General features: G+C 59.9%; 13 protein-coding genes and 1 pseudogene. 6 read left to right on the forward strand and 8 right to left on the reverse strand.

The genetic code is table 11. The features are described from left to right. The 5 genes from ACQ4W6_RS23525 to dnaK form a co-directional block, all read right to left on the reverse strand. A partial coding sequence (locus ACQ4W6_RS23525) for a cation-translocating P-type ATPase (RefSeq protein WP_436569586.1) occupies positions 1–1986 on the reverse strand: 1986 nt, incomplete at its 3' end. Positions 1987–2237: 251 nt separating this feature from the next. Beyond that, positions 2238–3014, reverse strand: coding sequence for a L,D-transpeptidase (locus tag ACQ4W6_RS23530; RefSeq protein WP_436569587.1), 777 nt, complete (start codon positions 3012–3014; stop codon positions 2238–2240). Between the two features lie 44 nt (positions 3015–3058). Further along, positions 3059–3712 (reverse strand): BON domain-containing protein, encoded by a 654-nt coding sequence (locus ACQ4W6_RS23535; RefSeq protein WP_436569588.1) that lies wholly within the window; start codon positions 3710–3712, stop codon positions 3059–3061. A gap of 65 nt (positions 3713–3777) precedes the next feature. Next, positions 3778–4566, reverse strand: coding sequence for a PRC-barrel domain-containing protein (locus ACQ4W6_RS23540; RefSeq protein WP_436569589.1), 789 nt, complete (start codon positions 4564–4566; stop codon positions 3778–3780). Positions 4567–4934: 368 nt separating this feature from the next. Next, positions 4935–6842, reverse strand: coding sequence for a molecular chaperone DnaK (dnaK, locus tag ACQ4W6_RS23545; RefSeq protein ID WP_436569590.1), 1908 nt, complete (start codon positions 6840–6842; stop codon positions 4935–4937). A gap of 364 nt (positions 6843–7206) precedes the next feature. Here dnaK and ACQ4W6_RS23550 point away from each other — a divergent pair, with 364 nt between their 5' ends. Together ACQ4W6_RS23550 and ACQ4W6_RS23555 are read left to right on the forward strand one after the other, a co-directional pair. After that, complete coding sequence (locus tag ACQ4W6_RS23550; protein WP_436569664.1) at positions 7207–7344, forward strand: hypothetical protein; 138 nt, start codon at positions 7207–7209, stop codon at positions 7342–7344. Next, positions 7323–7586: pseudogene (locus ACQ4W6_RS23555) on the forward strand (IS3 family transposase); the annotation flags it as partial. The gene ACQ4W6_RS23550 and the pseudogene ACQ4W6_RS23555, both read left to right, overlap by 22 nt. Before the next feature lie 31 nt (positions 7587–7617). Here the strand turns inward: ACQ4W6_RS23555 and ACQ4W6_RS23560 are convergent. Continuing rightward, complete coding sequence (locus ACQ4W6_RS23560; protein ID WP_436569591.1) at positions 7618–8742, reverse strand: FAD-dependent oxidoreductase; 1125 nt, start codon at positions 8740–8742, stop codon at positions 7618–7620. 125 nt (positions 8743–8867) lie between these two features. Between ACQ4W6_RS23560 and ACQ4W6_RS23565 the strand changes: the two genes are divergently transcribed. Next, entirely contained in the window at positions 8868–9548 is a 681-nt protein-coding gene (locus ACQ4W6_RS23565) for a TetR/AcrR family transcriptional regulator (RefSeq protein WP_436569592.1), read from the forward strand. Positions 9549–9567: 19 nt separating this feature from the next. Here the strand turns inward: ACQ4W6_RS23565 and ACQ4W6_RS23570 are convergent, their stop codons facing one another. Further along, on the reverse strand, positions 9568–11073 hold the full coding sequence (locus tag ACQ4W6_RS23570) for an anion permease (RefSeq protein WP_436569665.1): 1506 nt from the start codon (positions 11071–11073) through the stop codon (positions 9568–9570). 218 nt (positions 11074–11291) lie between these two features. Between ACQ4W6_RS23570 and ACQ4W6_RS23575 the strand changes: the two genes are divergently transcribed. Together ACQ4W6_RS23575 and ACQ4W6_RS23580 are read left to right on the forward strand one after the other, a co-directional pair. After that, positions 11292–11504, forward strand: coding sequence for a cysteine-rich CWC family protein (locus ACQ4W6_RS23575; protein ID WP_436569593.1), 213 nt, complete (start codon positions 11292–11294; stop codon positions 11502–11504). 225 nt (positions 11505–11729) lie between these two features. Further along, the gene (locus ACQ4W6_RS23580) at positions 11730–12503 is read left to right on the forward strand and encodes a ferredoxin--NADP reductase (protein WP_436569594.1); all 774 of its coding nucleotides are present in this window, start codon (positions 11730–11732) and stop codon (positions 12501–12503) included. A gap of 94 nt (positions 12504–12597) precedes the next feature. Here the strand turns inward: ACQ4W6_RS23580 and ACQ4W6_RS23585 are convergent, their stop codons facing one another. Beyond that, positions 12598–14148: a phosphoethanolamine transferase gene (locus tag ACQ4W6_RS23585; RefSeq protein WP_436569595.1), complete on the reverse strand. Its 1551-nt coding sequence runs from the start codon at positions 14146–14148 to the stop codon at positions 12598–12600. A gap of 380 nt (positions 14149–14528) precedes the next feature. On the opposite strand from ACQ4W6_RS23585, the gene ACQ4W6_RS23590 reads away from it, so the two are divergent. Continuing rightward, complete coding sequence (locus ACQ4W6_RS23590; RefSeq protein WP_436569596.1) at positions 14529–15119, forward strand: DJ-1/PfpI family protein; 591 nt, start codon at positions 14529–14531, stop codon at positions 15117–15119. Positions 15120–15221: the final 102 nt, after the last annotated feature.

A 15221-nucleotide genomic window follows, 5' to 3' on the forward strand; every position in this document is an offset into this window, starting at 1 on the left:
CCAGCCCAGCAGCACGGGCAGGATAGACAGGCCAACGATGGGAACATGCACCGCGACGATGAAGACGATGGCCTTGCGCAGATTCGCAAACAGGCGGCGACCATGTTGTACCGCCAGTAGCAGGGAAGAAAAGTCATCCTTGAGCAATACCAACGCTGCCGCTTCGCGCGCGACATCGGTGCCACGGGCGCCCATTGCAACGCCAATGTTGGCCGCCTTCAATGCGGGCGCGTCATTGACGCCGTCGCCGGTCATGGCGACGATATCGCCACGGCGGCGGAAAGCTTGCACCAGACGCAACTTCTGCTCCGGCGCGATGCGGCAAAAGACGTCTGTATCCGTCAAGCGCGCCTGTAGTACCGTGTCGTCCAGCGCGGCCAGCTCCACGCCGGACATCAAACCGCCCGCCATGCCGACAATACCGGCCTGCTGCGCGATCGCCCGTGCCGTGGCGGGATGATCGCCCGTAATCATCACCACGCGTATCCCCGCCGCGTGACATTGCGCCACTGCATCGGGGACCTCTGGCCGCACCGGATCGTGCAAGCCAAGCAGCCCAAGAAATTTAAAATCAAAGACATGCTGGTTGTCAGGCAAGGGTGGCGCGACAAAGGTGGCGCTGGCGACGCCGATCACGCGCAAACCGCCGTTTGCCATGGCCAGCACCTGCGCCGCGATGGCGGCGGCGCGCGCCGGCGCCAAATGGCACAAGTCGATGATGGCCTCGGGCGCGCCCTTCGCCGCCACCAGAAACTCGGATTGTTCCGGCGATTGCCACACCCGCGACATGGCCAGCATTTGCCGCGACAGCGGATAATCGTCGATCAGTTGCCAGTCGGCATGCAGGTGTTCCGTATTTGCCAGCAAGCGGGCGCCGGTCTGGCCGATGGCCGACTCCATCGGGTCAAACGCCCGCCGATGGCTTGCCAGAACGGCATACTCGAGCAATCCATGCAGCTCCTCCTGCAAGGCCCCGGCCTGACTGCTTTGACAATCATAGGCGGAGGCCTCCGACCACAGTTGGGCCACGTCCATGCGGTTGGCCGTCAGCGTACCCGTCTTGTCAACGCACAGTACCGTCGTCGCGCCGAGTAATTCGATTGCGGGTATGCTGCGCGCCAGAATACTTTCCCGCCCCAGGCGCCAGGCACCCAATCCCAGGAAAAGCGTCAATATCACCGGCAATTCTTCGGGCAGGATCGCCATGGCCAGCGTCAGTCCGGCCAGCAGGCCTTGCAGAGCATCGCCGCGCAACCACCAATAGGTGAATGCCAAGCCGGCGGCGAGACACAAACCGCCGATGGCGACATTCCTGACGACGCGGCGCGTTTCCAATTGAATCGGCGTCAGCTCGCTTCCCATGGTGGCAAGCGAAGCACCGATGCGACCGAGCGCGCTGTGAGGGCCGGTGGCGATCACCCGGCCGCTTGCCGTGCCTTGCGTGATCAGGGTGCCTGAATAGACCAGGCTGGCCGGACTGCCGCTTGCTTCAAGGGAACCATGCTTGACCACCGGCACGGACTCGCCCGTGAGCATGGATTCATCGGCCGTCAAATTCGATGTGCTGAGCAGTTCCATATCGGCGGGCACGCGGTCGCCCTCGGCAAGCAGCACCAGGTCTCCGAGCACCAGCTCCCTGCCTGCGATGCGCTCCTGTTTCCCATCGCGTATCACCAGGGCGCGCGGACAGGAGAGGTCGCTTAGCGCATTCAGCGAGCTCTCCGTGCGCCTGCGCTGAAAAAAAGTGATGCCCATGACGATGCAAACAAAGCCCAGCAGCATCAACGCTTCATTGCGATCGCCAAGCAGCAGATAAAGGATGCCGCAGGAGACCAGCAGCAGGAACATCGGTTCGGAAACGACATCGAGCAGCAGGCGTCCTGCACTCAATGGACGCGAGGCGGGCAAGGCATTCGGCCCATTTGTCAGCAACCGCTGCGCGGCCTGCGCGGCTGTCAGGCCTTCACTGCCCTGCGGCTCCGACATGGCATCCATCCTTTCCCTGAGAGGCAAGTTGTAGTGGCTTGTCGTGATCGTGATCCGCTCCTTTCCCTGGATCAATGTACGTCATCCGATTGCCGCAGCAGCTCGTTCGGCTGCGCAATGTTAGGGCGGCATGACGCGGTGACAGCTTTCGAGAGCAAGTCGGGCTTAGCACACCCGCCGGGACAGATTTGCATTTCATGAGACAGCGCATTGATTTTTCGTTTGGCGTGATAAGGGCAAATTTAGCGGCTTTACAGCTTGGGCGCGGGCGACCATACCGGTCGCACTTCAGCCAGCGAATCGACGATTACCATGTACTGCCCCGGCCATTCGATAGTCTGGCGATCCGCTTTGAGCACCCACAAGCTGCGACCGTCCTTCACGGCTTGCTCATACACCGCATCAAGCAAGCCGTGTGCATCCAGAAAAATATTCAATGTAGCTGGGATGCGGATGCAGCCCTCGGATGCGACAGTGCCTAAGCGAGCTTCCAGCACATTCGGATCGGTGGCGTGCATTTGCAAGCGCATCTGACTGATGGCGCCGGTGCCCCAGCCGCGCTGTGCCTGTTGCCAACCGAAGTCGAACACGCGCATGCCACGCCGCCCATATCCACGGATGTGATTCTCGTTGAGTGTGCCTTCGGCGCGAAAGTCGGGATTCTCCAACGTATGCGGAAACACTCCCAGCGGCGTCAAAAAATGATCATAGGTACCCACCTTGCCGGTCGATACTGCCGTGGCACCGATGAACAGCCACGCATCCTCAGCCGTATGCAGCATCAGAAAAGCGGCCTGTACCTGCGCACTGCGATCCACCAGCAACAGGGTCTGTGCAGACGCATCGATGACATTGGCATCGGCCAGCGCCTGCTTCAACAGAACAACATAGCGCGCCTGATCGGCCGTGGGTACCTCCAGCCGATGATCCACTTCGCGCACGAATTTTTCGCGCCACTGGTCGACGTTCAGATCGAACGGCGCCGCGACCGCCACCAGCGGCCAGAGCGGCACGCCCAGGAACAACATCACCGACCACGTGGCCGCAATGCGACCGGCATGTCGTCCCAACATCATATCGCCAGCGTAATATTATCGATCACCGTGCTCACGCCGTGCGTTCCCCATGCCGCGTGCTGGGCCAGTTCCCTCTCGGACCAATTGCGCACCGTACCCGACAGTGTTACGTTATTACCGGATACATCAATGACGATACGCCGCGCATCCGCCAAGGCCCCGCGCTTGAGGGCAGCCTCAATGGCGTCCTGTACGGCGCTGGCCGAGACCTGCTGCACGATGCCGATGGAGTCACTCACCCCGGTCACGCCCATCAAATAACGTACCGCCGCCGTAGCCGCCTTGCGCTGGTAATCCCATTCGACAATACCGCTCAGTGTCACCCAACCGCCCTCCACCATCACTTTGATGCTGCCGTCCGGGACATTGCTCATCCACGCCAGCACGTTCTCGACTGTTCGGGCGATATCGGCGTCACTGCGTATACTGGCGCCAGGCAGACGCACCGACAATTCGACAGCCAGCGCCTTCACGCCGATGACGCGCTGCACGGCCCGTTCTGCTTCCCACTTCTCGGCAAAGCTGCCGACTGTGCCAGCCAGGGTGACTACACCATCGCGTACCTCGACGCCGATTTTCGCCGCATCCAGCGATGGGTCCCAAGTCAGCTCGTCAAGAACATCCAATTGCAGTTGTATATCGGTTTTCATTTTGCTCTTTCACTTAGTTAAAGGAAATACAAGAATGGGCGCGCAGACTCGCCACGTCAGCGCGCTTAGGGTCGCCGGGAAGCATCGGCATCTGCGGGTGGAGGGGCTGCATCCGGGGCCGGCTCGGCGGATGTGTGGACGATGACGGCCTTGATACGGGCAATGGCCTGCCGGACATCCTCCTTGAGAAGCACCCAACGCGCCGCCTCTGCCTTTTTCAAATCGGCCAGCTTGTCCTCGCCCGCCGTGATATCGGCCTGCAGTGCCGCGTTACCTTTCTCTAGTTCCGTCTTGCTGGCACCCGTCGCGGCATCGGCCCTTTTTTTCAACTGCACCAATTGTTCGTTCGCCGTGGCTAATTGCGCCGTCGCGTCGCGAATAAACTGCGAGCGCAGCATCATCATGCTGGAATAAGTAAAAACAGGCAGCGCCTTGAGAGTCGCCTTGCTGGCGCCCGGCAAAACCAAGCGACCGCCCTGCTCCAGCACATCGTCCAAGGGGATTGCCACAACGTGCTTACCCAGGCCGACAAAGCCGCCCACGCTGATTACCAGCACATACGGTGCCGGCGCCGATATCACCACCACATCTTCCACCTTGCCGATTTTCTGCCCTTGTTCACCATACACGATGCGGCCCAGCAAACCACGCTGCACACTCCAGCCCAGCACGGGCTCGGCCGACCGGCTTAGCGTCACGCTGACCACTGCGGTCGTGCCTGCGGCTTGCGCACTCGCATCGCCATGCAGAGCAGCGGTGGCCAGCAGCAATGCCGCCATACGCAATAGCATTCCGGCGGCTCGACTCGGCCGCCGCAAATTATTACCCTGCTCATTTGAAGTGTGCGTCATCATTTTTATTCCCGGTAGTAATTTGCACTGGCACCATCTTGAACGTGTCGGCGGCCGCACTCTGTGTGCTTGGCCGCTTAGGCGTCGCTTCGTATGTGGGTAAGCGCACAGAACGATGAGTGGAAATCGGTTACGGTCGTCTACGTCAGTTCGCCTACCTTGCGACGGCCGATCTCGGCCCCATACGCGCAGCGCCCCTCGGAGAAACATCATGTCACAACGTCCCACCATCCCAGCAATTCCCCCAACTGCTCCCTCTAATTCTGATTCAACTACCGACGCCAAATCTAAGCGCGAGCAAGCCGAGCAAAAAGAGGTCGCCGGGCGCCACAAGAACGACGGCCAAAAACCCCACAAGGGCGCGCGCTGACCTATTTTGCTTCGGTGAAGTCGGCGTCGACGACGTCTTCGCCTTGCTTGGTCGCCGCTGACGCAGGCGCGCCATCGCGCGGCGCCTGATGCTGGGACCGGGCAAGTTCGCCCAGCTTGCTCGCTGCCGTCGACAGCGCCGCAATCTTTGCTTCCAGCTCCGCCTGCGTAGCATGTTGAAGTACGGTATCGAGCGCTGTGGTCGCCGCTTCAACGCTGTCGCGCTCGCCTGCCGACAGCTTGTCGCCATGCGCGAGCAAGGACTTGCGGGTCGTGTGGATCAGCGCATCGGCCGCATTGCGCATCTCGGCAAGTGCCTTGAGCTTCTTGTCATCCTCGGCGTTGATTTCAGCGTCGTTGACCATCTTCTGTATCTCCGCCTCAGTCAGGCCAGAGTTAGCCTTGATCGTGATCTTATTTTCCTTGCCGGATGCCTTGTCCTTGGCCCCCACGTGCAAGATGCCGTTGGCGTCAATGTCGAACGACACATCGATCTGTGGCGTGCCGCGTGCCGCCGGTGGAATGCCTTCCAGATTGAATTCCCCTAGCGCCTTGTTGCCAGCTGCGATCTCGCGTTCGCCCTGGTAGACCTTGATGGTCACTGCGGGCTGGTTATCGTCAGCGGTCGAGAACACCTGGCTGAACTTGGTCGGAATGGTCGTGTTTTTGTGGATCATCTTGGTCATCACGCCACCCATGGTCTCGATGCCCAGCGACAAGGGGGTGACGTCAAGCAGCAGCAAATCCTTGCGCTCGCCCGACAACACCGAGCCTTGCAAGGCCGCGCCGACGGCAACGGCTTCGTCAGGGTTGACGTCCTTGCGCGGCTCCTTGCCGAAGAATTCCTTGACTTTTTCCTGCACCTTGGGCATGCGCGTCATGCCACCGACGAGGATGATGTCGTCGATATCGGTGACATTCACGCCCGCATCCTTGATGGCGACGCGGCACGGTTCGATGGTTGCAGCGATCAATTCCTCGACCAGTGACTCAAGCTTGGCGCGAGTGATCTTCAGGTTCAAGTGCACCGGTGCGCCGTTTGCCATGGCGATGTATGGCTCGTTGATTTCGGTCTGCTGAGCTGAAGACAATTCGATCTTCGCGCGCTCGGCCGATGCCTTGATGCGCTGCAGGGCGATCGGATCCTTCTTCAAGTCCAGGCCGTTAATTTTCTGAAATTCGCCAATGATGTAGTCAATAATGCGCTGGTCAAAATCCTCGCCACCGAGGAAGGTGTCGCCGTTGGTCGACAATACCTCGAATTGCTTTTCCCCTTCGACATTGGCAATTTCGATGATCGACACATCGAAAGTGCCGCCGCCCAGGTCATAGACGGCGATTTTGCGATCGCCCTTGTTGCTCTTGTCCAGACCGAACGCGAGCGCCGCCGCAGTCGGTTCATTGATGATGCGCTTGACATCCAGGCCGGCGATGCGTCCTGCGTCCTTCGTAGCCTGGCGTTGGGCATCATTGAAATAGGCCGGTACGGTAATGACTGCTTCGGTCACGTTCTCGCCCAAGTAGTCTTCCGCTGTCTTCTTCATCTTGCGAAGTACTTCGGACGATATTTGCGGTGGTGCCAGCTTTTTGTCACGAACGCTAATCCAGGCATCACCATTGTCTGCCTTGATAATTTGAAACGGCATGAGCGCAATGTCCTTCTGCACTTCTTTTTCGTCGAATTTTCGGCCAATGAGGCGTTTGACAGCGAATAGCGTATTTTGGGGATTCGTCACGGCCTGGCGCTTGGCCGCCGCACCTACCAGGATTTCTCCATCATCTTGGTACGCAATGATCGATGGCGTAGTGCGGGTGCCTTCTGCATTTTCAATGACCTTCGGCTGACCGTTCTCGATGATGGCCACGCACGAATTCGTTGTACCAAGGTCGATCCCAATAATTCTACCCATGACTCTTCTCCTAGTCGTTGATGCTGATTGACGATACCGGCCGGCACCACTTTCTAGGATTTTCCTAAATAGCTTGTTTGATTTACCGTCGTTTTAGTCTCTCAGGGACCGTGTCTGCCAATCTGTGCGGTAGCACACAGATTGGGCGCCTATATCCAACCAATTTTTGAATTTTTGATCTGGATCGAAAATTTTCACATGAGGGCAAAATTGCTTAAAATTTTGAGTGTCAAGCACGCGTTCTGCTGTGGTCTAATTTGCCCGGACACCTCAATAGGTGGAAAATCCATCTTCTGAGGAGTGAAGCATGACAACAAAAAAACGTAGAACGTTCGATATCAGCCTGAAGCTGGAAGTGATCCGGATGGTCAAGGAACAGGGCCAAAGCGTCCAGAACGTTAGCGAAACCAAGAACATCGGCCAGACTGCGATCCGGCGCTGGCTAACGCAGTACAGTGCTGAGCAGAATGGCCATCCCGGCATGGCTTCGTCTGCAGCATGAGCCGTAAGGGGAATTGTTGGGACAACTCCGTGGCCGAATGCTTCTTCCTGAACTTGAAAATGGAGCGCGTGTGGCAGCGCCAATATGCCAACCATGCCGAAGCCAAGGCCGACATCACCGATTACATCGTCGGCTTCTACAACTGCAAGCGTATCAATTCAGCATTGGGCAATCTGCCCCCCACCGTCTATGAACGGAAAATGGCAGCACACGAACCTATCGTTGTGTCCGGAATTACTTGACCACAGCAATACACACCTTCCCCCATGGAGGCTACCTATGTTCGTTGAACGCCATGACCAGGCTGTGGGGCGCGTCGTCACCGAAGATCAATTGGTGGAGTTGGGCACCTTCGTTGGCGGCCTCGGTGCTACGCGAGAACAAGGCCTGCTCGTATTGAGCGAGAGCAACTTCGATGTCATCAGGATGTGCTGCGATGGCCTTGCCAAGTTCGGCACCGTCGTACATGGCCAAGTTGGCACCTTCTCCGTTTGGGGCCGAGAGATGCGCGGCGTCGCCAAGCAGGGTCACACCCGGCACCCGATTCCAGCGGTGCCCGATAGGCAGCGTGTAGAGCGAGCGCAGCACCGGCACGGTGTCACTATCGGTGATCAGCGCGGTGAGTTCCGGCGCCCAGCCATCGAACTCTTGCGCGATGCGCGCAGTGGCCGCGGAGCCATCGGAGAAGTCGATGGCGGCAAACCAGTCTTGCGGCTGGGAGAGCGCTACGTAGGTGTGCAGGGTGCCGCCGCGTTCACGGTGAGCCTGTATCCCTTTCCCCGGCGCGAGCGCGAACAGCGACCCGCCACCGACGGCGTTCGCGGCGGCCGGATTACGCGTGTCACTGTCAAACAAGTAGGTTTCGATGAACGATCTGCCCATGTACTCGGGCACGGCTTCGGTGAGCAAGGGGCGGACCCGTGACCACGCGCCGTCAGCGCCGACGAGCACACTTGTGACAAGCGTGCTGCCGTCGACGAAAGTGACCTCGTGGCAACCTTCGCTCAGGGTACGTACGTCGCTGACCTTGTGGTCCCAGCGGACGGTGTTCGGTGGGAGCGAGTCGAGCAGCATCTGTCGCAATTCGCCGCGCAGCACCTCGGGCCTTGCACCCTTCCCCTCATCGGCTTGCTCAAACAAAACGCTACCGTCGCGGTCGAGGATCCGTATTGCCTCCCTTCCCTCCAAAATGAGGCTACGAAACGCATGGATCAAACCTGCCGCTTGCAAAGCCAGTTGGCCATTGTAGTCGTGGATGTCGAGCATTCCGCCCTGCGCGCGTGCCGTCGAGGAGGATTCTGCCTCGTAGACTGTGACCGGGATGCCGTGGACATGCAGGACACGGGCCAGTGTGAGGCCGCCCAGCCCTGCCCCGATGATGGTAATTGGAGTATTCATCCTGATTCTTTCGTGGTTTGACGCCGCCGCAGGAACGTCGAGGACATCGATGGAACATTGTTCAATTATTCTGGAACGACATTCCATCAATGTCAAGCGCTGTCAAAGATATGTCATGATGTGGCATGGTCAAAAAAGCACACAACCCTCACCGACGGGAAGAATCACTCTCCCGCGATCGCATCATTGCAGAATCGATAGAGATCTTGGACAGCCGCGGCGAAAGCGGCCTGACATTCCGAGCCCTGTCCGAACGGCTCGCTACCGGGCCTGGCGCCATTTATTGGCACGTCGCCAACAAAAGCGATCTGCTGACCGCCGCATGCGACACTGTTGTCGCTCGCACCATGACGGCGACCATCAATGGCGTGACGCCAAAGGCAACGATTCGCGCTCTGGCGTTAGGCATGTTCAACGTGATCGACGCGCATCCGTGGGTGGGTTCGGCGCTCATACAGGCCCCAGGACAGTTGCCCATGGTGCGCATTCTTGAACGCCTAGGCCAGCAGGTTGGCGCTCTTGGCGTGCCTGGCGAAGCACAATGGGCAGCGGTGTCGACGTTGTTGAACTATATCCTTGGCGTCGCTGGACAGAACGCGGCCAACACACAGTTCGCGCGAACGCTAGGCACCGACAGATACAACTTCTTAGGCGCGGTGGCAACTATGTGGACCCAGCTTGATATTAATCAGTACCCGTTTGCTCGCAGCGTAGCCGAGCAGTTGCCCACTCACGATGACCGGATCGATTTTCTGGCTGGAATCGATCTTATCCTGAGGGGCCTGGAGTCACGCCAGGGTGAATGATCAGGAGTTAGCATAGCCGCTACCAGTAGCCCAGCACTTTCCACCAGGTGGTGCCGATGACGGCAAAGATCAGCAGTTCCACCACGCACATGATGAAGCCGACGCGCCACCAGTTGCCCATGGTCACGAAGCCGCTGCCGAAGATGATGGGCGACGTGCCCGTGGCGTAGTGGGTCAGGGTCATCATGATGGCCGAGCTGGCCGTCATCATCAGCATGAAGGGCACATGGTACTGGGCGGGAATCAGGTGCAGGCCCACTGTCAGGAAGGCCAGCAGCATGGCGCTGATGTGGGCCGTGGTGCTGGCGAAGAAGTAATGCGAAAAGACAAATACCAGCACCAGGACGGCGGCAATCGGCAGCCAGTCCATGCCGCTGGCGACGATGGCAGCTTTCATGCCGGCCGAGAACCAGGCGATGACGCCCGTCTTGTTCAATTGCTCGGCCATCATCACCAGCGCGCCGAACCACACGAGGGTGTCCCAGGCGCTCTTTTCCGACAATACGTCGTCCCAGTCGATGGTGCCCGTGATGATCAGGATAAACAGGCCCACAAAGGCGACCACCGTCGCATCGAGCGAAAACGCGGGGCCGAACAGCATGGCCGGCACATTCGCCCACAGCAGCAGCAACAAGGCAAACGTGCCCAGCATGACTTTTTCCGATGGCGACAACGGACCCATGCCGTGCAGTTCCGCCTTCGCGTAGGTGACGGCGTCGGGCGTGGCTTTCAGCTCGGGCGGCGAGAGCCAGTAGATAATCAAGGGCATCACCAGCAGACACACCAGGCCCGGCAGCAGCATGCACAGGGCCCAGGTGGTCCAGCTCAAATGAAAACTCTGGCCGCTGGCCTTGGCCACGAAATCGACCACCAGGGGATTGGGTGCCGTCGCTGTCAGGAACATGGCCGACGTGATGGGGTTGGCGTGGTAGTTGACCAGGGCCAGATAGGTGCCGACTTTCTTTTCCGTGCCCTTGGCCGGGTCCGAATCGAAGGCATTGGCGATCGATTTCATGATGGGGTGGACGATGCCGCCGCCGCGCGCCGTGTTGCTGGGCGTAAATGGCGCCAGCACCAGTTCGCAAATCGCCAGGCCGTAGCCGATGCCGATGGTGCGCTTGCCCAGCAGGGAGATGAACAGCAGGCCGATGCGGCTGCCCAGGCCGGTCTTTTTCAAGCCGCGCGAAATCAGGATCGCCACGACGATCAGCCAGATCAGGGGATTGGAAAAGCTGCTGAGCGCATCCGTGATGGCGCCCTTGGACGAAGTCGACGTCACTTGCGACAGCGAGACGATGACGATGGCCATCATGGCCATCACGCCAATCGGCATGACTTTTAAAATAATCGCCAGAATCGTCGTGAGGAAGATCGCCACCAGGCCCCAGGCCTTGGGCGTCAAGCCGTCCGGCGCCGGCAAGAGCAGCATGCTCACCAGCAAGGCCGTGCAAATCAGGGCGGGCACCAGCCGGAATGGCACGGCTTCTTTGAAATGCTGGAACATGTCACGCACTGTTTTATACATCATCATTACCTTTCGCTGTGGGCCGGAAGGCGCAAAAAAAACGCAGCCTGACGATGACAGATGCCCGACAATTCTGTTTGGCAATATCATACACGCAAGACTTCGCCTGCCCCGCTCCGTAGCGGCCAACAGTTTCGCACTCCTTGACCTGTGAGGCATAATTGGTCACCGACCACCCGGCGCGGTGCGCTTGCACCCGCCCTTCTCCATTGATGCCCATGCTCCAGAAACGCCCCGCCCCTGAACACCACTGCCCCCTGTGCAGCGGCCCGAATGGCTGCGCGCCGGCGCTATCTGGCAGCTTTGCCACGCCGTGCTGGTGCCAGGCGCAGAAGATCGATGCCGGCGCGCGCGAGCGCGTACCGGCGGCACAACGGGGCCGCGCCTGCATCTGCCAGCGCTGCGGCACGGCGGCGCCGCCTAAAAAGTGAGCCAGGTCAAGTGTCGGCATGCCAGGCGCCCGTTTCGCGGTCAATTCCAGCCCCGCCTTGCCATTCGCACTATAATGTTGGCACCGTGTGCGGCAGCAATGGTGGTGATAGACGGTAACAATTTCGTGTGGAGGCCAGTACAATAGCGTCTGGGCCTACACAGGGTTTCACTTTTGCCAGCAGTTGCCAGCAACTAACCATTTTTTTGACCAGCCAACAAACACTATGAGTTCGATGAATGAAGAGCGCGTATTAAGCGTGCACCACTGGACGGATACCCTGTTCTCCTTTACCACCACGCGCGACCCGTCGCTGCGTTTCTCGAATGGCCATTTCACGATGATCGGCCTGCGCGTCGATGGCAAGCCATTGCTGCGCGCCTACAGTATCGCCAGCGCCAATTACGAAGAACATCTGGAATTTTTCAGCATCAAGGTGCCGGGCGGCCCATTGACGTCGCGCCTGCAGCATTTGCAAGTGGGCGACACCGTCATCGTCGGGCGCAAGCCGACGGGCACCCTGGTGTCCGATTATTTGCTGCCCGGCAAGCGCCTGTACATGCTGTCGACGGGCACCGGCCTCGCGCCTTTCCTCAGCATCGTGCGCGATCCGGACATCTACGAGCGTTTCGACCAGCTGATCCTCGTGCACGGCGTGCGCCAGGTCGATGAGCTGGCCTACCACGACCTGCTGGTCGAGCATCTGCCAAACCACGAGTTCCTGGGCGAAATGGTCAGCGACAAGCTGCGCTATTACCCGACCGTGACGCGTGAAGATTTCCGCAACATGGGCCGCATTACCGAGCTGATCGAAAGCGGCAAGCTGTTCGAAGACCTGGGCGTGCCAGCGCTGAATCCGGCCGAAGACCGCGTGATGATCTGCGGCAGCGCCGACATGCTGCGCGACCTGAAAGTGATGCTCGAAGAGCGCGGTTTCAAGGAAGGCAATACCTCGACGCCAGGCGACTTCGTCGTCGAGCGCGCGTTCGCCGAGAAGTAATCGTTCGTCATGCCAGGGCCCGACCCCGCCGCTCACTGCGGCGGGGCCGGGCCTTTTGCGTTTCAGCGCGTGCTATGTTTCAGCGCGTGCTATATCAGCGGGCAAGAACCGGCGCCCCACGCTGGTACTGCAAGCCATTCATGAAGCGCTGCACGGGCAGGAAGGTGCTGCTGAGGATATCGTCATGCGCCGCGTAATAGCGCGTTTCGATCTTCAGCAAGCCCAGCACGGTCGCATCGAGCTTGTCCGTCTGGTAGGGCCGGCTTTCCAGCGCGGCGCGCGCGGCCGTCGATTGCGGCGCTTGCTGGTTGTTCCAGATCAACATGGGGATTTCATAGCCGCTCTTGTCCGACGCGGAATGGCCGGCGTGATTGCGGCTGTAGCCCACTTCCTGGCCATGGTCGGACACAAACAGCAGCGAAGCGGCGCGGCCGGACTTGGCCTTGTCGGCCATGCCGATCAGGCTGCCCAGCACGTAATCGCCATAGCGGATGGCGTTGTCGTATTCGTCGCGCTGGGTGCGTATCCACGCGGAGCGGCCCTGACTGGCCATCTGCGCGCTGACGGCATCCTGTTTGTTGTCGAAATATGAAAACCGGTGGGGATAGCGCATGTCGTAGCTGGGATGGGCGCCCAGCAGGTGCACCACGATCAGCTTTTTCGGCGCCGCATCGGCCAGCGCGTGGGCAAACGGCTGGAACAGGTTGGCATCAAAATTGTTTTCGCCGCGTCCCGTGCCGTAATTGATGAAGTCGCTTTCATCGGCCTGGCCCGCCAGCAAGCCGATCCAGCCGTCGTTGCGCGCCTGGTTCGAGACCCAGAAAGTCTTGTAGCCGGCTGCCTCGGCCAGCATCAGCAAATTCGGCTTGGCCATCCAGGCATCGGGGTTGCCGATGTCGGCAGGCGTCAGCATCGTCATCATCGATTCCACCGTGCTCGACGCTGGCGAGATCACATCATTAAATACCAGCAACTTCGAGCGCATGGCGTCGAGTTGCGGCGTGGTCGCGCGTGGATAGCCATACAGCGACATCGAGGCGCGGTTGGTACTTTCGCCGATCACCAGGATGACGGTACGGGCATCCTCGCCCGCATAGCGCACGTTCCAGTCGCGCGGCGCGGCCATCGCCGCCGTCAGCGCATGCTGCATGGATTTCATGGCGGCCAGCTGCGCGCTGTATTGCTGGTAGCGTAGCGGCCAGAACAGGGCCGGATTTTCACGCCGCATGGTGGTATTGACGTGCAACAGCACGAGAAACACGGCCAACAAGACGGCAACGCCCTTCTGCACGCGGCCCGGCGCGGCGGTGGCGCGGGCCAGCTGCCAGCGCTGCAACTGGCGGTCGGCCAGCAGCACGGCTGCCGTCAGCAGCACAAACCAGCCCGCCGCCTGCGCCAGGGCGGCGCCGTTGTGCACGAAAAACTCGGCCGTTTCGGCTTGATCTGTCGCAAACATCGCCTGCAAAACCGCATTCGGATTGGGCCGCATGCCAAAATAGCCGCGTAAAAACCCTTTGATGGCGGCATCGAGGTAAAACAGCGGCACCACGATACGCAGCAGCACGGTAATGCTGGCTGCACGGCAACGCCAGGCGTGCAGCACGCCGCCTATGCCCAGCAGCAAGGCCGCCAGCAAGACGCTCAATTTGAGGCATTCGTTCGCGCTTAACTGATCAAAGAGGAAGAAAAGTAGCAGGCCAGCAATGCTTAAGAGGACGCGGCAAAACAGAATCAGCATGGCAGCAATAATTGTGAGCAGTAAGAGTAAGCAATCAGTGGCGATAGTCTGGCGTGGCCCACGCGAACGGGCCAGCGATTGTAGCGCAAACAATTGCAACTTGTATCATCATTTCTTGGCGATACATTGCCCGCGACTATCTGTGCGGCCAACGCCGTGCGGGCCGCGCCGTACGGCCGCGCTGCGCTTGCGCGCTCCTGACAGAAACTGTCAGTGCCTTTTATTATGCTTTCGCCACTTCCGGGCCAGTGGGCCCGGGCCATGCCCCCAAACAACAGGACACTGCCATGACACGCGCCATCACCATCCTTACCGAGAACTTTGCCGACTGGGAAACCGCCCTGCTCAACTCCACCGCGCGCTTGTACTACGGCTTCTACACGCAGTTTGCCACGCCGGGCGGCTTACCCGTGACCTCGTCCGGCGGCATGCTGGTCACGCCACAGCTGGCGCTGGAAACTATTGCGCTCGATGCACTCGACCTGCTGCTGGTCTGCGGCGGCAGCAGCTGGCAAGGCGGCAAGGCGCCCGATCTCGGCCCCCTGCTACGCGCCGCGCGGGACAGGGACATCGTGCTGGCCGGCATTTGCGACGGCACCCGCGTGCTGGCGCAGGCTGGCGTGCTCGACAACGTGCGCCATACCTCGAATTCAGCTGGGAACCTGGCCGACACGGGCTACGCGGGCGCCGCCCTGTACCAGGACGTGCCATGGGCCGTGGCCGACCAGCGCATCATCACGGCACCCGGCACGGCGCCTGTCAGCTTCACGGCCCAGGTCTTGCGCACCCTGGGCATCGCCGACGAGAATCTGGCCAGCTATCTGGCCATGCATGGGGCCGAGCATGGCCAGCAAGGTCGCCCGCACCTTGTCGCCTGATCTTGCTCTCTGGCATGCAAATTCCGCCGCCCGTCGCAGATGGGTGGCGAAATCTGCCCAACTTGATTAAAGTACATCTTTCGCTGAGCCCCCGGAAGGATG

The organism is Janthinobacterium woesei (genome assembly GCF_051380875.1).
GTDB lineage: Bacteria > Pseudomonadota > Gammaproteobacteria > Burkholderiales > Burkholderiaceae_D > Janthinobacterium.